At 65.5% G+C, this 19,849-nt stretch carries 13 protein-coding genes; 4 read left to right on the top strand and 9 right to left on the bottom strand.

Going from position 1 to position 19,849, the window contains the following annotated elements:
* From K1X74_20260 to K1X74_20270, 3 genes are all read right to left on the bottom strand, one after another.
* Window positions 1-1,789, bottom strand: a 1,789-nt coding sequence (locus K1X74_20260) for a hypothetical protein (GenBank protein MBX7168681.1), incomplete at its 3' end; no start/stop codon positions are given.
* Between the two features lie 66 nt (window positions 1,790-1,855).
* Window positions 1,856-2,503 (bottom strand): hypothetical protein, encoded by a 648-nt coding sequence (locus tag K1X74_20265; GenBank protein MBX7168682.1) that lies wholly within the window; start codon window positions 2,501-2,503, stop codon window positions 1,856-1,858.
* A 145-nt stretch (window positions 2,504-2,648) separates the two neighbouring features.
* Window positions 2,649-3,872, bottom strand: a complete 1,224-nt coding sequence (locus tag K1X74_20270) for a hypothetical protein (protein MBX7168683.1) — start codon at window positions 3,870-3,872, stop codon at window positions 2,649-2,651.
* Between the two features lie 373 nt (window positions 3,873-4,245).
* On the opposite strand from K1X74_20270, the gene K1X74_20275 reads away from it, so the two are divergent.
* The 3 genes from K1X74_20275 (at window position 4,246) to K1X74_20285 (ending at window position 8,283) form a co-directional block, all read left to right on the top strand.
* On the top strand, window positions 4,246-5,451 hold the full coding sequence (locus K1X74_20275; GenBank protein ID MBX7168684.1) for a PLP-dependent aspartate aminotransferase family protein: 1,206 nt from the start codon (window positions 4,246-4,248) through the stop codon (window positions 5,449-5,451).
* Window positions 5,452-5,457: 6 nt separating this feature from the next.
* Window positions 5,458-6,606: a PLP-dependent aspartate aminotransferase family protein gene (locus tag K1X74_20280; GenBank protein MBX7168685.1), complete on the top strand. Its 1,149-nt coding sequence runs from the start codon at window positions 5,458-5,460 to the stop codon at window positions 6,604-6,606.
* Window positions 6,607-6,807: 201 nt separating this feature from the next.
* Complete coding sequence (locus K1X74_20285) at window positions 6,808-8,283, top strand: hypothetical protein (protein MBX7168686.1); 1,476 nt, start codon at window positions 6,808-6,810, stop codon at window positions 8,281-8,283.
* A gap of 107 nt (window positions 8,284-8,390) precedes the next feature.
* Here the strand turns inward: K1X74_20285 and K1X74_20290 are convergent, their stop codons facing one another.
* Entirely contained in the window at window positions 8,391-9,692 is a 1,302-nt protein-coding gene (locus K1X74_20290) for a Gfo/Idh/MocA family oxidoreductase (protein MBX7168687.1), read from the bottom strand.
* A gap of 205 nt (window positions 9,693-9,897) precedes the next feature.
* On the opposite strand from K1X74_20290, the gene K1X74_20295 reads away from it, so the two are divergent.
* Window positions 9,898-11,226 carry a hypothetical protein gene (locus tag K1X74_20295; protein ID MBX7168688.1) on the top strand — a complete coding sequence of 443 codons (1,329 nt, stop codon included), beginning with the start codon at window positions 9,898-9,900 and terminating at the stop codon, window positions 11,224-11,226.
* 27 nt (window positions 11,227-11,253) lie between these two features.
* On the opposite strand, the gene K1X74_20300 is transcribed toward K1X74_20295, so the two are convergent.
* The 5 genes from K1X74_20300 to K1X74_20320 form a co-directional block, all read right to left on the bottom strand.
* On the bottom strand, window positions 11,254-12,276 hold the full coding sequence (locus tag K1X74_20300; protein MBX7168689.1) for an NADP-dependent oxidoreductase: 1,023 nt from the start codon (window positions 12,274-12,276) through the stop codon (window positions 11,254-11,256).
* A gap of 35 nt (window positions 12,277-12,311) precedes the next feature.
* The gene (locus K1X74_20305; GenBank protein MBX7168690.1) at window positions 12,312-13,577 is read right to left on the bottom strand and encodes a hypothetical protein; all 1,266 of its coding nucleotides are present in this window, start codon (window positions 13,575-13,577) and stop codon (window positions 12,312-12,314) included.
* Window positions 13,578-13,606: 29 nt separating this feature from the next.
* Window positions 13,607-17,656, bottom strand: a complete 4,050-nt coding sequence (locus tag K1X74_20310) for a PQQ-binding-like beta-propeller repeat protein (GenBank protein ID MBX7168691.1) — start codon at window positions 17,654-17,656, stop codon at window positions 13,607-13,609.
* 185 nt (window positions 17,657-17,841) lie between these two features.
* Window positions 17,842-18,978, bottom strand: a complete 1,137-nt coding sequence (locus K1X74_20315) for an SMP-30/gluconolactonase/LRE family protein (protein ID MBX7168692.1) — start codon at window positions 18,976-18,978, stop codon at window positions 17,842-17,844.
* On the bottom strand, window positions 18,975-19,664 hold the full coding sequence (locus K1X74_20320; GenBank protein MBX7168693.1) for an L-2-amino-thiazoline-4-carboxylic acid hydrolase: 690 nt from the start codon (window positions 19,662-19,664) through the stop codon (window positions 18,975-18,977). Before K1X74_20320 ends, K1X74_20315 begins: the two co-directional genes overlap by 4 nt.
* Window positions 19,665-19,849 lie beyond the last annotated feature (185 nt).

The raw sequence follows: 19,849 nt of genomic DNA on the forward strand, positions 1-19,849 counted from the left end.
CGCGCACCGCATCGAGGCGCCGCGCAGGTTCCAAATCGCGATTCATCGCCAGGTCGCCGGCGATCGACCAACCGCGAAGTTGCAGTTGGCCGCCATGCTCGCCGAGCAGCACCCGCGCAATCAGCTCGGCCAGCGCCGCTTGGGGCTGCTGATCATTGCGCAGCACGTCGAAGAGCGCCTGGTGCAATTGATCGGGATGACGACGGAGATAACCGTATGCCGCGCGGCGAACGCCATCGGCCGGCGAGAGCAGCGCATCGGGCCTGGACATCGCGTCGGCAATCGACGTGTCGGCAAGCGTCTCCCACGCCACGGCCTGGACGAGCGCGTGCTGATCGCGCGTCGCGTCACGCAAGGCATTCGCAACGGCCCCGTCCTCGGCCGCATCGTGTGTCGACAGGTAGGCCCCCAACGACCAGGCCACCCGGGCACGGACCACGGGCGGCGCCTGGGACAATTGCCTAAGTTCATCGGTGCGCAATCCACCGAACAGCTCGGTGACGATCTCGATGGCGCGCACGCGCTGCGGTTCGTCGCGCTGGGAGTCGAATGCGGCGGCGACAAACGCCTCGCGCCCGAGCCGGCGCGCGGCAGGCAGCCATTGGGCCCGCGACCAGGCCGTCAACGGCTGAGGCGAACTCAGCACGCGGTCGAGATCGAGCTGTGCGGGCTGCCCGGCAGGCGCGATGCCGGCCTCGTGACGAACTCGGTACACTCCACCCTGCGTCTGCCGGCCGCCGATCGCCGCGAGCAGGTCGCCCGCCGGCGAAACGGCCAGATCGACCGGGGCAAAGCCGTCGTTGCCGGTGGGAGCAAGAAACTCTTCGACACGGCCCGAAAGTGCGACACCATCGGCGCCGGTCGACAGCTCAACGAAATACACGCGCCCAAATGTCCAGCATGCCGAGAACACGCCGCCGCGATAGCGCGGGGGAAATTGCGTGTGGCGGTAGACCTCGAGGCCCGTGGGCGAACCGCGGCCGAATTCGGCGACCCGCGGCACGCTGTCGAACCAAGAGGCCGGCCGGTTCCAGCTCGACTGGTAGCCGGCCAGCAGCCAGCCGTGGCCGTGCTTGGGGTGCACTTCGAGCAAGCGCGTCGGCGCGTACCAGGGCAAATAGTGCGACCGCTCGTTGTCCGAATCAACCGTCAACAGCCGGCCTTCCCGCGTAAATGCCAGGTCGTAGGGATTGCGAAAGCCCCAGGCAAAGTTGTCGATCCGCCCCGATCGCGGATCAATGCGCAGCACCCGCCCCGCGACCGGCGGCTCGGCCAGCGCCGATTCTCGCATGACTCCCTTGCCCGGGTCCGCGTCGTTGCCACAGACCAGGTACAGGCATCCATCGGGCCCCGGCACGATGGCGTGCGGTCCGTGCTCGCCGCTCGACCGGAATTGCAGGTTGATCGCGGGCTGCGCATCGCCTTGCTGCGATTCACGTAGCGTCCCCAAGCGCCCCGGCCCGACGTGGTAGAGAACTCCGTCGAAGTAACAGAGTCCCTGCGGGCCACCTTTGTCGAACGTGGCCAGCTGGGTTGCAAGATCGGAGACGCCGTCACCATCGGCGTCCTCGAGTCGGCGGATATAGCCGGGACCGCCGACGACGATTCGGCCCCGCTCGTCGAGCGTCAGGCACCAGATGTCGTGGGCCAGATCGTCGCCGGCCACGCGCGTCACCGTGAATCCGTCGGGAACGTGGAGCGGTAGTTCATCGGCGCAGGCCGGCCCGCCGCGCAGCAGGTGGCCGTTGCCTGCACTCAAGCAGCATGCGAGCAGTAGCGCAATGGACAAGACGCGAGGTTGCACGCGGTCATGCTACTCGGCCGCGCACCGTGCAACAAATCTGCCCCGCTGTGCCTAGAAGCGATCGCTCGAGATCGACACACCCCAGCCCACGCGGGGACCGAAGTGCGGATGGTAACAGTGATAGGGCGGGCCCCACCAACCCGGCGGTGGAGGCGGAGCATAGTAGTTTTCGTACACCACCGGAGGCGGCGGTACCTGGCCGACCATGACCGGCGCCGGTCCACCAACCGGGGTGTTTTGCATGGCCTGAATCACGGCGCTGCTTACGCCCTGCTGCTGCAGGTAAATCACGTCGGCGGCACGCAACGGCGCTGCAACGCCGTTGGCGCGAATGTGATTGACGATCAAGTCGTCAGACACACGAGCCTGGCTCATCGCAATGACATCGGCCGTGGTCGCGGCACCCTGCGCCACGGGACGGCCCAGCGTCTGGGCGATCATCGCGCGGTTTCGGGCCTCGACCTCGTCGAGCCCATTCCCGACGGCGGCGCCGGTCAGCGCACCGACGCCCGCGCCAATGGCCGCGCCACCCAGCGTGCTTCCCAATTGATTCCCCACGATCGCGCCGACTCCAGCGCCGGTGAGGCCGCCGAACATCGCGCCCTGATCGGAGTAGTAAGGCGATCGGCAGCCGGCGCAGAGCGCGACGAGCGCCAATCCCCATTGCAACGCGCGACATCCGCGGTGCCGGCGATCCATGCCAGGGCTCCTGAGTTTTATGGTAGGTCCGAGCGATCGGGGCGCAGACTTCGCAGGGATGAGCCCCGGCGCGGCGGGGATTATTCCGTCGCCGTTCGAGCCGGGTCAAGGCGAGTGCCAAAGGCACGATCGGCCAACGGGTGGGTCAGCCACCACGCCCGGCGCCAGCATTGACATCATCCGTTTGGGCGGCCTGAATCTCGGCCGCGTGCTCGCGTGACCAATCGGCCCACTTCTGCTGCGCTCGCGCGCGAGCCTCTTCGTCGGGAAAACCGACCGAAGCGGTTTCGAAGCCCAACTGGGGGTGCTCGACCACTTTGGCCAGGCCGTACTCGGCATATTTCTGCCCCGACAACTTCACCAGCACGGCCAGGGCAATGTCGCGGACCTCGGTCGTGCCCTGGGTAGATTGCACGCGGTAGTTTACGCCATTGACGTCCTGTAATAAGGGTTCGACCGCCGGCACTTGGGCCAGGGTGCCGAACCGTGCCACCAGCAGCAGTGCCTGCACGCGCAGCATCGGTACCCCTTGCTGCTGCGCAATCACTTTCAGCGCGGTCGGCAGTGCCTCGGGAATTTGATGCCGGAACGCGAGCTTCATGGTCTCCAGCGGCGGGAGCTCGTCGCGGCGGAGCCAGGCCGCCAACAAGCGATGCGTCGGTTCCGCCTTCGGGCCGGCCATGATGGCCTGCTGAAACGCCGGGGAATAAACATGCTCCTTCACTTGGTTCAGCACCGGCTCGGGCAGCAGTACCTTCTCATCCGCCAAGACGAACAGAAAGGTAGCGATGCTTCCCAGGCCGACGTCGCGCGATTGCGCGCTGCCGGCCATGCTCGAGCGGCGAGCTTGCACCTGCCGCAATCGCATCGTCAACAGCTCTGGCAAACGCTCGGCGTCGCTGGCGAGCGTCTCGAGCAACTCGGGTTCGGCGCCGAGCATCTCGACATACAGGTCGCGCGCCGATTTGCCATCGCCAACGATCTGATGAAAGCTCTTCCAGCCGGGCACATCGCCGTCGCTGACTTCGTCCGTCGCCTCGGCAAAGCGACGCACGCGCTGGCGGAAGTCGAGTTCCAAAACGTCGGCCAGGATCCGTTGGCAGCGGCGCCGCACCTCGGCATCCGGAGAATCCAGTCCTTGGATCAGCGCGGCTTTGGCCTCAAGGCCAAGCCGGGCCAGACGCAGCGTGGCCGCCTCGCGGCGCTGAAAGCTCTCGTCGCCCAGTTGTCTCACCAGACCGGCCGGGTCGTCGGCCGGACCGCCCCTGATCGGATCCTCTGCCGCAAGCCGCGGCAGGGCCGGCCCGCCGCCGATCACGGCCGCGGCCAGTCCCCAGACAAACCACCGAATTCGACGCGGCCCGGACATGCAGCGGGTGGGCCCGTGGGCGGAGACAGGGTGATTAAACAGGCCGAGCTGAAGGCTCGACGCCCGGCTCGATTCTATCGCCACCCGCGAAAAGGCGTCCAGCAAATCCCCTGGCTTGCCGGATGCCCTGGAGTGGATTAAGATGCCGTCACTGGGATTTGCGGCCGCTTGCAGCCTCACTGCTAAAGTGCCATTGCTTGGGACCCACCTGGAACGGTTTGCCGCCTGAAGGCGGGGCAGTTCCGTAGCTCTGGTGGGTTGTACCGCGCAATCGAACTTTGATCAGACCAAGCCGCGACCGCACTTCGCTGCGCCGCGGTTTTTTTGTTGCCCGCGGCGAGTGCCCTGCCCTGCCAGCCGACGGGAATGTCGCATGAAAGTAGCCACCGAAACCGCCGCGGCCCGCGAGCCCGGCTTGTCGACCGTCGCCGTGCATGCCGGCGAAGCACGGCAAAAGCCCGGCGACGCGATGACGGACCCGATCTTCGTCACGGCGACGTACACCTTCGCCGATACGAAATCGATCGTCGATTTCATCGAGCAGAAGCAGCCGCGCGAAGAATACGGCCGCTACGGCAACCCCAGCGAAAAAGTCGTCGAACGCAAGCTCGCCGCGATCGAAGGCGGCGAGCTCGCACTGCTCTATTCGAGTGGCATGGCGGCCCTGGTCGGCCTGTTGATGGCCAAGTTGAACGCCGGCGACGAAATCATCTTTTTTGACGAATGTTATCACCGCAGCCGCGAGTTCTGCCTCAAGCACCTGGCGCGCTTCGGCGTGAAGACCCTTCAGGTGCGCACGGGCGATTACGACGCGATGGCGGCCGCGATCACGCCGCAGACCCGGCTGCTCGTCAGCGAATCGCCCACGAATCCGCACCTGAGCGTCGTCGACGTCGAGCGGTTTGCCGAACTGGGCCGGCGCCACGGCGTCGAGACACTGATCGACGCCACACTGGCGACGCCGTACAACCTGCGCCCGCTGGCGGCCGGCGTGGACTACGTCCTGCACTCGGCCACGAAGTACCTCGGCGGACACAACGACCTGCTGGCCGGGGCCATCATCGGCAGCGCCGAAAAGCTCGAAGACGTGCGGAAGTTGCGCGGCATCATGGGCGCCGTCAATTCGCCGCACAACATCTACCTGCTCGAACGTGGGTTGAAGACGTTCGAGCTGCGGATGCTGCGCCACAACGAAAACGGCCTGGCCGTGGCTCGCTTCTTGGCCGAACATCCGCGTGTCGAGCGCGTCTACTACCCAGGGCTGCCGTCGCATCCCGATCATGAAGTGGCGGTCCGCACCATGCGCGGCTTCGGCGGGCTTGTGACCTTCGAGGTCCGCGACGCCGATTGGCGCGCGACGGCCGCGGTGGTCGACGCCGTGCGAATTCCGCGGATTGGCCCCAGCCTGGGCGGCGTCGAATCGCTGATCGAACAGCCGCTCGTGATGAGCTATTTCGAGTGCACGCCCGAACAGCGCCGCCAGTACGGCATCTCCGACAACATGATCCGCCTGGCTTTGGGCATCGAGAACGCCGAGGATCTCGTGGCCGACCTGGCACAGGCTCTCGATCGCAGCTAGACCCGCATGCAATTCCGTACCCGCGCGATCCACGTCGGCCAGTCTCGCGATCCCGCGACAGGCGCGGTCGTGCCGCCGGTCTATCTGGCGACGACGTACGTGCAGCACGCGGCCGGAGAGTGGCGCGAATTCGACTATGCCCGTAGCGGTAATCCCACGCGCAAGGCCTTCGAAACGACGCTCGCCGATCTCGAAGGCGGCGTCGGAGGGCTGGCGATGGCCTCCGGCATGGCCGCGACGCACGCCGTGACGATGTTGCTGGAGCGCGGCGATCACATCGTGGCCGCCAGCGACATCTACGGCGGTACCTATCGGCTGCTGCACAAGATCGTCAACCGTGCCGGGATCGACGTCACGCTCGCCCCGGCCACCGATCTTGACGCGCTGCGCCGGGCATTTACGCCGCGGACCAAGTTGTTATGGGTGGAAACGCCCGGCAACCCACTTCTGTCGATCTGCGATCTCGCGGCCTGTGCCGACATCGCGCACCGCGCGGGGGCGATCTTGGCCGCCGACAACACGTTCGCGTCACCGGCCCTGACGCGCCCGCTCGAATCGGGTGCCGACATCGTGATGCACTCGGCCACGAAATATATCGGTGGTCATAGCGACGTGCTGGGCGGCGCTTTGGTCGTGCGCGATCCACAACTCTACGACCGCCTGTACTTCATCCAGAACGCGACCGGGGCGGTACTGTCGCCGCTCGACAGCTACCTGATGTCGCGCGGTTTGAAGACGCTCGAGCTGCGGATGCGTGAGCATTGCCGCTCGGCCGGGCGAATCGCCGAACACCTGGCGGCTCACCCGCTCGTTCGCCGCGTTTACTACCCGGGCCTAGCCAGCCATCCAGGACACGAGCTGGCTGCTCGGCAGATGCATGGCGGATTCGGCGCCATGCTTTCGTTCGAAGTGGCCGGCGATTTTGCCGCCGCCAAGCGCGTCTGTGAATCAACCCGACTGTTCCAGCTAGCGGTGAGCCTGGGAGCGGTCGAATCGCTGATCGAACAGCCGGCGGCGATGTCGCATGCCAGCTATGACCCCGCCGACCGCCTGGCCCACGGCATTCGCGACGAGCTGGTGCGGCTAAGCATCGGCCTCGAAGCCCCTGAAGATCTGATCGCCGATCTCGACCAGGCGCTCGCCCAGATTCGCTAGCGCCGATACTGCATCCGTCATCGGCATCGCCATCAGATGCTTCGCCAGCGGTGCCAGCGTGCAAGCGCGAATCTCGGTAGACTTTTCGGGTCGTTCAAAGTTTGACGAAAGTAACGCGCACGCAGACGTCGATACCTGGGCCGACCACTCATTCGCGATTCCGAGTTTCTCGGAATGGTCGACTTCCACGAGGTGTCCGTCATGCACCGTGCCTTACCGATTCGCCCCCTGTTGATCGCCGCGACGCTGGCGGTCGTGGGCCTTGCGAGCTTCGAACAAGCCCTGGCCCAGCATCCCCTGCCGGGCATGCCCGCCCCGCGGGTGCGAGGCCGCTATGTGCCTCGACCGCAGCGGTCCGATCCGCCGCCGCAGTACGGTGCACGGCAGCCGATGCCCCGTTCGCAAGCGACCTCGGCACCGAGCGGGCCGCCCAACCGGCCGACCCCGGCTGCGGCTGCCACGGGACCAACCGGCGGCGTCGAGCGGGCTTCGTATCAAACGATCAATCGCGGAACGGTAAATCGCGCAGAAAACCGCGTCGCCGCGAACGAGCGCGAGATATTCTACGACGATCCACAAGCGCCCCACGAGCAATTGCCTGCGCCGACAGCTCCCCAAGGCCAAGGGCCGCCGCAGGGTCCCATGCCGCAGGGCAACATGCAGTACGACATGCCTTACGATGGCGGCCCGTACCAGGGCGACTACATGCCTGAGGGTCCGGGCTGCGGTCCCAACGGCTGCGGCGGCGGTTACGACGACGGCTACGGGCCGGGCCCCGGCTGCGGCCCCGGTGGTTGCGGGGTCAACGTGCACGGCGGCTTTCAGTTCGGTCCGTGGTGGCAGCATGGCCCGGTGTTTGAGAATCTCACGCTCTATGCCGGCACCGAGGCCTTCAAGGCTCCGCCGGACAATGGCGCCAACGGCAACTTCGGCTTCCAGGAAGGGATCAACTACGGCGGCTGCGTGAGCAGCTTCATGGATTGGGGTTACCAGATCGGTGCCCAAGCCGTGCAGACCGACCTGTCGGGATACAACACCTTCGGCGTCAACACGTCGAGCGCCCGCAGCCAGGTGTTTGTCACGGCCGGCCTGTTTCGCCGCTTCCGCGGACCGGTCGGGTTCCAATGGGGTGTCGTCTACGACTACCTAAGCGACGATTACTACGTGCACGCCAACCTCGGCCAGATTCGCGGCGAGATCAGCTTCCGCGGCGGCTGGGGCAACGAGATCGGCTTCTGGTTCACAACCGGCGTGACCGACGACGACCAGCCTTTCTCGCAGGGAGCCTCGACGACCAGTGTGCTCGAGCACTGGGAAACCACTGACCTGTACGCCATTTTCTGGCGCCGCCAGTTCTGCTCCGGTGCAACTGCCCGAATCTGGGGTGGTGCGACGGGCAATTCCGACGGCTTGATCGGCGGCGAATTTGAAGTGCCCTTGTCGTGCAAGTGGTCGGTGTCGGCGATTGCCAACTACAAGATTCCCGGCAGCGACGAGAGCGCCAACGACGGGACCTTCGATTACCAGCACGAGGCGTGGGGCGTCGGCATGAACCTGATCTGGTACATCGGCGGCTCGGCGCAGTGCTCGCAGTGCAACCCGTTCAAGCCGCTGTTCAACGTGGCCAACAACGCCACGATGATGGTCGACCGCGAACGGTTCGACAACAACGATTAGTCGCGTGGGTGCGGTGGAAGCACACAGGCCCCATGAGTTCATGCGACTCATGAGGCCTGTGGTGTTTTACGAACCAGAGCCGGGCCACGCAGGTGGCCGGCGGCGATTTAGACGTCGAGCGTCCAGCCCGAGCGATAGACCGGCTTGATCAGCGGCTCAAGCTCGGGGCAGTTCGGCGACTTCATGTTCTGGGCGTCCCATTCGACCTTCTTGCCGGCCCACAGGGCCAGATTGCCGAGCAGGATCGTCTCGGTCAGACCGCCCGAGTACTCGGGGAAGTTCGACATGGCCGCCGGGCCGCCCTTGATCGCTTCGACCCACTCGGTGAAGTGGCCGGGCGACTGGGTGAACTCGACTTCGGGCTTGTTCACATCGCCGAGCAAGTCCCAGCCGGCGCCGTAATCGCCGGGCGAATACAGCTTGCCCTTGGTGCCGACGATCAGCGAGCCCGCCTGATCAAGCTTGGCGTCGCCGAACAGTTCCTTCGGCGGGCGCTTACCGCCGTCGTACCAATACATCGTCAGCGCTTTGCGCTTGTCGGTGGCCGGGAACTCGAACTTGATGATCGACCACTTCGGGTAGCTCTCCTGGTTGTGGCCCGAGTGTTCGGCCTCGACCGAGACCGGCCCGTGCAGATCGAGCGCCGCATAGGGCAGGTTGACCGTGTGGCAGGCCATGTCGCCCAAAGCGCCGGTGCCGAAGTCCCACCAGCCGCGCCACGCGAACGGGTGATAGCCCTTGGCATAGGGCCGCGATGCCGCGGGGCCGAGCCACAGATCCCATTTTACATGGGCGGGGCATTCGCTCGGTTCGGGGCGCGGGCCACCTTGCGGCCAGATCGGCCGGTTGGTCCAAACGTGCACTTCCGACACGTCGCCTAGGACGCCGGTCTTCACCGTGGCCGCCGCCTTGCGCAGGCCCGATTCGGACGTGCCTTGATTGCCCATTTGCGTGGCGACGCCCTTTTCGCGCGCCACCTGCGCCATGAGGCGGGCCTCGTAGATCGAGTGCGTCATCGGCTTCTGGCAGTACACCGCCTTGCCGAGCCGCATGGCCATCAGGGCCGCGGGCGCGTGCGTGTGATCGGGCGTACTGACGGTCACCGCATCGATGCTGTCGCGCATCTCTTCGAGCATCTGGCGGAAGTCGACGAATTTCTTGGCGTCTTTGAACGAGGCCGCGGCCTTGTCCAGACGCTGCTCGTCGATATCGCAAATCGCAACGACGTCGCCGTGCTTACCGGCATCGGCCGAATCGCTGTCGCCTTTGCCGCCGACGCCGATGCAAGCGAAGCGCACCTTTTCATTCGGCGAGTCGCTATCAGCGGCGCGGAGACTGTTGGCAACAAAGAAACCACCGGCCGCGACGGCCGACGTCTGCAGGAAGGTACGACGGGAGCTACGTGACATGCGAAATTGACTCCGACGGGGTGGGGGCGTGATGCGCTTGTGGCGGGATGCAGCAGGCCATCCGATGACCGACCGATAGGATAACTTGCCACCCCCCTGCTCGCAAACTTCCCGCGCGCATCGCAGTCGGGCACCCAAGCGGCTACACTGTCAGGCTTTCGGACCATTGGCCCTCGACCCCCTTTGTGCAGGGAACTTAAGAGCGATGCGGTACCTGGCGGTGATCTTAATCCTGGTCGTCTTGGCACTGGTTGCCGTTCCTGTCCTCCGTTCGGCCCGCCAGCAGCACGCCCCCCCGGCGCCCGCGCCCGCGACCGCGGATGCCGCCCCCGCATCGCCGACGCAGCCGGTCGATCCGGCCGAGCAGCAGGCGGCCGAGCAGTTCGCCGCGCTGGGCGCCAAGGTCGAGCGCGACGCGGCCGGGCTCGTCACGTCGATCGACGCCTCGGGACAAGAAGTCACCGACGAGCAATTGGCCGCCCTGCCCGCGTGCAAGCATCTCGTGCAGCTCTCGCTCGAAGGTCCCAGCATCACCGATGCAGGCATCGCGAATCTGGCAACCCTGACGGGGCTCACGAATCTGGCCCTGGAGAATACAGGACTGACCGACGCCGGCATGGCGCACCTGGCCGGCCTGACCAACCTGCGCATCTTGCGGCTCCAGCGAGTCGACATCACCGACGCCGGGCTCGAACAGCTCAAAGGGCTCGTGAACCTCGAGCAACTGCTGCTGCCCTACAACAACGTCACCGACACGGGGCTGGCCGTGACGCACACGATGCCCAAGCTCAAGGTCGTCGATCTGCGCGGCTGCTTTCAGGTTACCGACGCCGTGATCGAGCAGTTCGTCGGCTCGAAGTCGATCGTCAATCTCAAGTTTCGCAGCCCGCAAGTCTACGACGCCGGCCTGAAACACCTGGAAAGCCTCCCCCAGATGCGTGGCCTGACGCTCGAAGATACGAGCATCACCAATGACGGCCTCGAGCCGATCGGCAAGCTCACCAACCTCGAAGAGCTCAACCTGATGCGGGCCGCCGTCACGGATCCGGGCATGCAGTTCCTGCCCGGGCTCACCAAGCTGCGGCGCCTGGCCCTGCGTGGCACCGGAGTGACCGACGCCGGCTTCGCCAACTTCAAGAACATGTCGCGGCTCGTCCTGTTGGACATCAGCGAAACACCGATCGGCGACGCCGGCCTGGAATTGGTGCGCGGCATGCCCGAGCTGACCTCGCTCGACCTCTGGCACACGAGCATTACCGACGCGGGGCTGGCCGCGCTGGCGGGCCTGAAGAAGCTGCAGGAATTGTCGCTCGAAGACACCGCGATCGGCGATGCCGGGCTGGCCCAACTCGCCCCGTTGACGACGCTCACGACGCTCAATCTCAAGCAGACCAAGATTACCGACGCGAGCGTCGAAACGATCGCCAAGTTCGCACAGCTCAAGTTGCTCGACTTGCGGCAGACGGCGCTTTCCAAGGACGCGATCGCGAAGATTCGCGGGGCCCTTCCGGCCGCCAAGCTGCTCGCCGATTGACCGCTGCTCGACGGCGAAAGCCCGACGCTATTGCGGGTCGGCGATCTTCACGATCTGCTTGCCGAGGTTCTTCCCCTCGAACAGCCGCAGCAATGCCGCGGGGGCGTTCTCGAACCCCTCGACGATGTCCTCTTCGTAGCGCAACTTGCCCTCGGCGATCCAGCCGGCCATCTCGGCCAGGGCTTGCGGGAACTGGTCGGCGTAGTCGAAGACGACGAAGCCCTCCATCCGCGCCCTCGATACGAGCAGGTTCATATAGTTGCGCGGACCGATCGGCCCCGCTTCGGCGTTGTAGCGCGAGATGGCGCCGCAAATCACCACCCGGGCCTTCAGCGCCAGGCGGTCCATGGCCGCCTCGAGAATCTCGCCGCCGACGTTGTCGAAGTAGACGTTGATCCGGTCGGGGCAAAGCTCCTTGAGCCGCGCGCGGACGTTTTCGTGCTTGTAGTCGATGCAGGCGTCGAACTGGCCTTGTTCGACGCACCAGCGGCACTTTTCCGGCCCGCCGGCGATGCCGATGACGCGGCAGCCCTTCAGCTTTGCGATCTGCCCGGCGATCGAACCCACGGCCCCCGCCGCGCCAGAGACGACGACCGTCTGGCCGGCCTGCGGCTCGCCCAAGTCGAGCAACCCGAAGTAGGCGGTCAATCCGGTGATGCCCAGCACGCCGAGCGTCGCCGCCAGCGGCACGCCCGGCGGAATCTTGACCATCGGCAGCGGCCCGCCTCCCGAGCTGGCGGCATATTCCTGCCAGCCGAACACGCCGACGACGAAATCGCCCGGCGCGTAGCCCGGCTTCTTCGATTCGATGACCTGGGCCACGGCCGACCCGCGCATGACTTCGCCCACCTGCAGCGGCGCGATATAGGTCTCGCGCTCCCACATCCAGGCCCGCATCGCCGGGTCCATCGACAGGTACAGACTGCGCACCAGCACCTGACCGTCTTTCACCTCGGGCAGCGGCGCCTCGTGCAGCTTGAAATTGGCGGTCGACACCATGCCCACGGGCCGCGACGCGAATAACCACTGTCGATTAATGCCCGGACTCATCCAGAACTCCTCGCAAGAAGATAAGCGGTGCGTCACTAAGCGTCGCGGAGCACGACGGCCGGGTCTTGCAGTACGGCCACCAGCGTCGGCAAATAGCTCGCGACAGCGCACAACAGCGGCGCCCCAACGATGGCCCAAGGCAGCAGTTCGACGGGCACCGCAAATTCGCTGGCCGCGACACTGAGCGCGGAAACCAACAGCCAACGCGCCAGCCCCGCCCCCGCGGCGAAGCCCAGCACAGCGCCCAAGGCCCCCAACAGCACAGCCTTGCCCATGAATAGCGAAGCGATGCGCAGCGAGCCCTGTCCAAGGGCGCGTAGCAAACCGATCTCGACTTGCCGCTGCCGCACGTTGGCCAGTGCGAGCAGTCCAACCCAGATGCCGCAGCCGAGCACGCCGACGGGCGCCAAGACCCCGGCAAAGTTTTCCATTTGCCGCTGCCGCTCGTCGCGATGCGTGGCCAGCTCTTCGACGACCGTCTTGCGTTCGGCCGCCACCAGGTCACGCTGTTCGGCCCGGGCCACGGCGATCGAATTAAACTCGGTGATCTTGGTTTCCGGCAAGACTTCGGCCAGTTGCGCCCGGATCTTCGGCAGCCGCTCGCCGGCACACTGGCAGCCGATGGCGAGCATTTGATTGATCCGCCCTGGCCGGTTCGTGAGCGCCTGTGCATCGCTCAGGTGCAAGGCCAACGTGATGTCCTCTTTGCTGCCTTTTTCGGGCAGAATCGCTGCGATGCGAAAGCTGCGGCCCTGAATCTCGAGCGAGTCGCCCGGCTTCAGCCCGACGCCCAACTCGTGGCCGACATAGACCGTGCCGGGCTCAATGTTCAGGCCCATCGGCTTCTTCGTCTCGTGCGGTCGCGGCGTCTCGGGCAGATAGCCGACCAGCAGCACCTTGCGCTGGTTCCATTCGATCCGCTGTTGCAACGTGGCCACGAGATGGGTCACGAGCGTGAGGCTCTCGGATTGCGCCAGGCGGTCGACATACTCTTGCGGCATGTCGACCGTGCTGAAATCGGCCGACCAGAAATCGTTCATATCAGTTTCGCGGTGGACGATCAGCAGGTTGAAGCCCATTTTGAGCATCAACTTGCGCGTTTCGTCCTCCATCTTTGCCAGTTCCGCGTCGGTCGATTCTTCCAGCGCGACGATCTGCTGGCAGGTCTCACGGTGATAGCCGTCGATCAACGCCGTGGCGCTGGTGATCAGGCCGACGGCGATCGTCACGGCGAGCACACTCAGGCCGAAATTCAGCTTGCGATAGCGAATCTCGTCCCACATCAACTTCCAGGTCGACATACTCAGGCCCTGCGTCTGGCGCTCCACTCTTATTTCTGCGCGGCGACTTCCGCGCGGGCGCGCGGCGAAAAGCCGATCGAAACTTCCATCCACGAGCCGCAGCTACAGCCGCCGCCCGCCTCGGGCGAAAGCAGTAAACCACAGGCCGGCACCGAACTGAGCCAGCAGTCGGGCCTCAACCGTGACCAGCCCGTCTGCTCGCCGGTCTCGTTGTTCCACACCGTCACCGTGCCCGAGCGGAACACCAGCGCGCCCTTCGTGCAGGCATAGGTGCCGCAGCCGCCGCCGGGCATTTCCAAGGCCAGCTTCTCGCCGGTCATCAGATCAAACACCCGCGGCCGCACATACACGTGGCCGCCCACGATGGCCGGACGGGCCATGTGTCCACCGTGGTTGTCCCGCTGCCAGTCGAAGTGCTGTTCCCAGACGATCTTGCCCGTGTTGCGATCGATTCCGTAGACGTGATACTGCTTGGCGCCCGACGCGACGAGGACCAGCCGCTCGTCGCTGGCGGCGAGATAAAACGTCACCTCGCCGTCCACCGTGTCGAGCGGCATTTCGAAGGTCTTGGCCCCGGTATTCAGATCGAGCGCCACCAGGTACTGCTGTTGCCAGATCTGTTCCTCGTAGAATCGGGCCGTCGCGTGCGACACCACGTCCGGGTGCCTGCATTCGACGAAGTAGGCCTTCCCGCCGGCGAGCGAGATCGTCGAATTGATGATGGCCCCGCCACGATAAGTCCAACGGCGCGCTTCGCTGTCGAGTTCGCGGGCGAACAGCGATTCGCTGCAGACCTTGGCCGTCGCCGGGCCCGACGTCGCGTCGTACCAGCCTTCGTCGGCGCCGCCCCAGAAGCTGGTGAAGATCGATTCGGGCTTGACGGCGCTGCCAATCAGCAATCGCTCGGTACGAGCCACGTAACCCCAATCGGCAACGGCCGATTCGCCGGCGGCGACGGTGCTGTCTTCGGGCAGCTCGTGAACGCGGACCAATTGTCCCGTGGCCGCGTCGATCTGCCAGCAATGTTCGCGGTGCGCCAGGTAGACGAAGTCGTCGTCGCAGCACCAATTGCTGCAGTCGCGCGGCAAGTTGAAACGCGCCAGCCCCGGGATTTCGAGTGCCCAGAGGATCGTTCCGTTGTGCGCGCACAAAGCCGCGATGCGCTCTTGCCCTTGCATGAACAATCGGCCGTTGGCCGCGAGCGGCGCGGGCTTGCGTCCGTTGCGATCGGGCTGGAAGCGCGGCCCCGGACGGCCGAGCCATTGAATCTCCATTTGCCCGGCTGCGCCGATGCCGGCTAGTTCCTCACCGCCGTAGGCCGCGTTGTCCGGCAGTCCGTACTGATGCGACCACACCCCCGCGCCCGGCTTCGGGCCGCGACGGGTGACCTTCCAGCCCTGCGGCGCGCCTGCGCCGCGAGCCACGATGGCGCCGCCGTCGGGCCGCACGAGTCGCGCGGCCTCGGCCGCCGACTTTGGATCCAGCACGATCACCAGATCGATCGAATCGCCCACCAGCGGCACGGCGTCGAGACTTTCGACCTGGCGAACCGCAACTTGCGCTCCATAGACGCCGGCGGCGTGCAGCAGTTTGCGCAATTCCGCGACGCGCTCGCTCGACGTGTCGACCAACAGCCACCGGAAGGCACCGGTCGCGGCCAGGGTCTCGACCAGCGCCGGTTCCGCTGCGCCGAGCACCAGCGCCAATCCCCGGTCGAGCCCTGTCGCCGCGATTTGCTTCGCGAGCGCGTTTGCTTCAGGCGAGGCGCTGCCGCCGGTCGTGGCCGAGCCGCGCGGGGTCGTGAAGTTGAAGGCCGTGTCGCATTCGATGCCGTCCAGTGCTGCAACGCCATCGTCGTTGCGGGCCAAGATGGTCAGGTCATAGACGGCCTCTGGCTCCAGGTCGTCGATGGTGAGGCGATGGACCAGCCGGGGGTTTTCGTCGTGCAGGAATTCCGCGCGATGCCCCGACGAAAGCCGCAACAGCGTCATCCCCGGTTGCGTGGTTCGCCAATGCACGTCGGCCGTCGTGGGCGAAGTGAATTGAATATAGGGGCCCACCGCCAGCTTGAGCGGCGGCAGGTCGCGCGGCAGATCTTCGCGCAGGGCGTCGTGCTCGGCCTTGATCTCTGCGCCGTTCAGGGCCCGCGTAAAGAGCTTGATTTCGTGCAGGCCGCAGGCGAGCCGACGATACTCGTCGCGGTCGTGCAAGGCGCCGATTTCAAAGAACGCCGCAGGGGGATACTGGATCGCGCCCTGCTGAGCCGGGCTCTCGGCAACCTGCTGGCCGTCGACGAACAGGCGCATCGTGCTGCCGTCGAAGGTGCCCACGAGGTGGGTCCAATGTCCCACTTCGATTTCGCCGCCGACCAGGCGCGTCAGCTTGCGTTCGCCCTGGGTCCCCTTGAGCGTCCAGACGAATTGCGAGGCATTGGCCCCCAAGGACCAACCCCGGCCGCCCGCATTGCTGTCTTGCACCACGCCGATCACCACGCCGCGATCGTGTGGGCGATCGATGCGCACCCAGGCCGAAGCCGTGATCTCGCGCTGCGGCAGCCGATCGACCGTGGCTTGTGGTTCGACGAGCACGCTATTCGTGCGGCCATCGAGCTGCAAATAGTCGAATGTCGAATCGGCGAACATCGTCTCCTGTCGCCAGGCCACGGGCCCGAGGATCAGCCCCGGCCGCTTGCCTGCTCGATCGTCCACGCGGCTTTGCGCCGCCGTGGAGACACGCTCCGTCGCGTCGGGCGCCGCGAAACTCCAATGATGTAGTAGCCCTTCGGCCGCCTCCGCGGTTTCTGCGGCAACCTCAGCGGTCGGCTCCGATTCTCTCGGGCTTCCGGCCCCCGGCCGGAAGCAGTGCACGGCGCCAAGGTCGGTCGACGCGATCAAGCTGCCGCCAGCGACTGCCAGGCCGTAGGCGCGGCCAGCGACGTCGCCGCGCCACACTTCCGTGCCATCGTCGGCGCGCAAGGCCGCAATTTCATCCTTGCCGCCGACGTACAGCATGTCACCCGCGAGAATCATGGCATACGGACAATTGCAGGGCACCTGCCATTGCTGTTTCTTGTCGGAGCGGCGCAGCGCGGTCAATGAGTAGTCGGTCAGCAAGTACGACATTCCGCCCGCGACGACGATGGCATTGCCGTCGTTGAACGTCGTCACCCGTGCGCGCGACGAGGCATCGCTGTCGACGATCCAGCCCGTCAGGTTGCCGGGACCGTGCAGCAGGTGATCGTCCTCGGTCAACAAGGCAAAACAGCCGCCGCCGCCTTTGAGCGCGCCCAGGCTCGCACCGGTCCTGCGTTCGAAAACCAGCGGCACTTCGCGGCCCTGCGGACAAAACAATTGCGCCGCCGAGGCGAGCAAGTTGCCTTCGAGCGTGACATCCTTCAGCTCCTGGACATACCGGCCCTCGCCCTCGGCGCGTCCGGTCGCGGCATCCAGGGCGCACAGATAGCTGGGCTGCCAGGGAACGAGGCTGCAAGCGAAATAGGCCGTCCCGTCGGCAACGGTCACGCCCGTGCGGCACGGCCACTGCGAAATCCAGCGGCCGTCGTTGACGATTGCCTGGCCGCCCGGCTTGGGGCTGAACTTCCAAACGAGTTCTCCCGTCGTCGCGTCGATGCAATAGGCGTAGCCGTCGTCGGAGCCGAAATACAGCCGCCCCTCGTGGGCAAAGGGAGCAATGCGTACCGGGGCATCGGTCGTGAAGTTCCACAGGGGACTTCCGTCGCCCAGGGCGACACAATGCACGGCGTCGTCGCTCGTCGATGCAAAGTAGACCCGTTCACCCACGATCACGGGGTGATAAACCGGGTCGTAATTCCGCATCGAGCGGAGGTTGTAGATGTTCTTGTAGGCATCCCACTTGGCGGGCCCCGGCCATGCCGGCTGGGGTAGATTGGCGCTTTCCCAACTCCAGGCCAGGCCGAGCTGCGACGCGTCGAGCTGCTCGGCGGTCACGGCACTGCGCCGCAGGTCATGTTGATAGGTCGGCCAGTCGGCCGCCCAACCAGCGTTCGCGGCGCCGCACAACCAGCAAGCCGCGAGCAACAGGCTCCCGTAGTTCCGCATCCGTTCGCACCCTCGACGATTGGGCCAAGACAGGGTCGCGCCGCACGCGACCATGCCACATGATAGAACGAGCTCTCTGCGACCAACAATACGCCGGCCCCAAGCGGCAAAAACTCCCCGTAAACGGGGTCGCCTAGCGCCCGGTTCACGCGGCGCAAACCGGCAGCAAACCTGCCGTCCCGGCGCTATTTCGGCAGTACGACGCGATTGATTCGGTCGCCGGTGAGTGTGCCCAGGTAGATGGCCCCGTCGCGTTCGTTGACCGAGGTGACCTGCCACACCTGTTCGCCGGTTGGATCTTGCAAGGTGCGCACAAGTTGGCCCTGCTCGTCCAGGGCCACGACCAGCCCATAGCGCTCGGGCTGCGGCCAGAGCGCCGACGGCAGCTTGACCAGCGCGTTCTTCAATCCCGCCTGGCGATGGAGCCAGTCGGCCATGTCGTTGCGCACGGTGAACATCGCCACCCAGAACGTGCCTTGGCCGTTCGACCAGACGCCATCGGGAAAGCCAGGCAGGTTCTCGGCAAACACGTCGTCGGTGCCAACCTGAGGGCCCTTGAGCCAGTAGCGTCGAATCGCGTAGCGATACGTCTCATTGACCAGGACAAAGTCTTCCTGCTGCGAGAGGGCCACGCCGTTGGCGAAATACAGCGAGTCGAGCAGAACCGTCGTCAGCTTCGTGGCTGGGTCGTACTTCAACAGCCGCCCCCAGGGCCGCGCCTCGAGCATATCGAACAAGTATTCCTGCGACCCATATTTCGAGCTCGCGTCGGAAAAATAAATGGCCCCGTCGCGGGCGACCGCCACGTCATCGGCAAAGCCCAACGGGACCCCGGCGGCCTCGGTCGCGAGCACGGTCAACTTGCCTTGGGGGTCGATCGACAACAGTCCCTTGATCGCGTCGCAGACAATCAGATTGCCGGCGGCGTCCATGTCGATTCCGAGCGGCCGTCCGCCCGTTTCGGCGAGCGTTTCGACGGGCCCCCGGCCGAAGTCGGCCATGCGCACGACCCGCCCGTCGATCGTCCCGGCATAGAGGTTGCCCTGACTGTCGATATGCAGATCTTCGGGCCCCTGAAGCTCGCCAGGGTGGATGGCCACCGCCGCCTGGAGCAGGTCGTTGGGGGCGAGCACCCCGGTCATCGCGGGCTTGGGCGGAGGGTCGTATGCCACTGCATCAATCGGCGACGGCGCAAAGACGAGATAGGCGACGAGCGTCAGCACCAAGGCCAGCAGGGCTCCTAAAACTCGCCAACCCCAGCGCGGCTTGCGGCCTTCCGTTGTGGGCGCAGCAGTCGCATCGGGCTCGGTGGCGTCACTCATGACTTCGCTCTCGCTGCGGCGTCGGCGGCAGCCCTGGCCGCATGGCGCAAGGCCTTTTCATCGAGCACGGCCGTATAGTTTTGCCAGGCTTCTTGCCCTGCCGCGTCGGTCTTCCAGAGCGTGAAGTGGCAGCAATCGGCCCCGGCCGGAATGGTCGAGTCGAAGCGCACCTGAAAGCCGTGCCCTACGCCGAACTCCTCGAGCGCCTCGAGCATACCCTGAACGAAGTAGCGCTGCACCCGGCAGTCGAACGCCTGGTAATGGTCCTGGTGGGGACACCAGAGGATGTCGAAGCTCACCTGCTGGTCGCTGTCGATCTGGGGCGCCTCGAGCGACGCGTAGACGATCCGGTTGATCACGGTCGCGTAGTAACTGACAAACTCCGCTTCGCTCATGTCGTCGGGCTTGGTCTTGCCCGCCAGGATCTGCCGCCCGATATCGAGTCCCACGCGGCGCAGTGCATCAGCGACGACTTGCTGCCCATCGCGTCCGAAGGCGGCCTCGCAGGCCTTGAGTACCTCGATGATGGCCATCGCTTGCATCGTGCCCCACTGCCAGAGGGTCGCCGGATCGAAATCGGTCTTGGCGAGCACCTCGTCGCGCAGCCGCGCGAGACCCTTGGCATAGGGCTGGTTGAACTCGAACTGCGACCAGGAACCTTCGGGGCGATGTTGCCAATGAGCCATGAGCGGACGATCTCCGGCGGCGAACGGCTAATGCAGTCACGGCCCCAATATACGCGGGGCAGGCGGCCAAGTGATCCTATTTGACCTCCAGCGGGGTGGTCGTACCACTGCGTGTTCGTGCCGAACAGCCCAAGTGTTCGACCGGTCGAGTCGCGAGAGCGTTCGTCGCCAGATCGCGTGGGATT

It is taken from the genome of Pirellulales bacterium, from assembly GCA_019694435.1.
In the GTDB taxonomy this organism is placed as follows: domain Bacteria; phylum Planctomycetota; class Planctomycetia; order Pirellulales; family JAEUIK01; genus JAIBBZ01.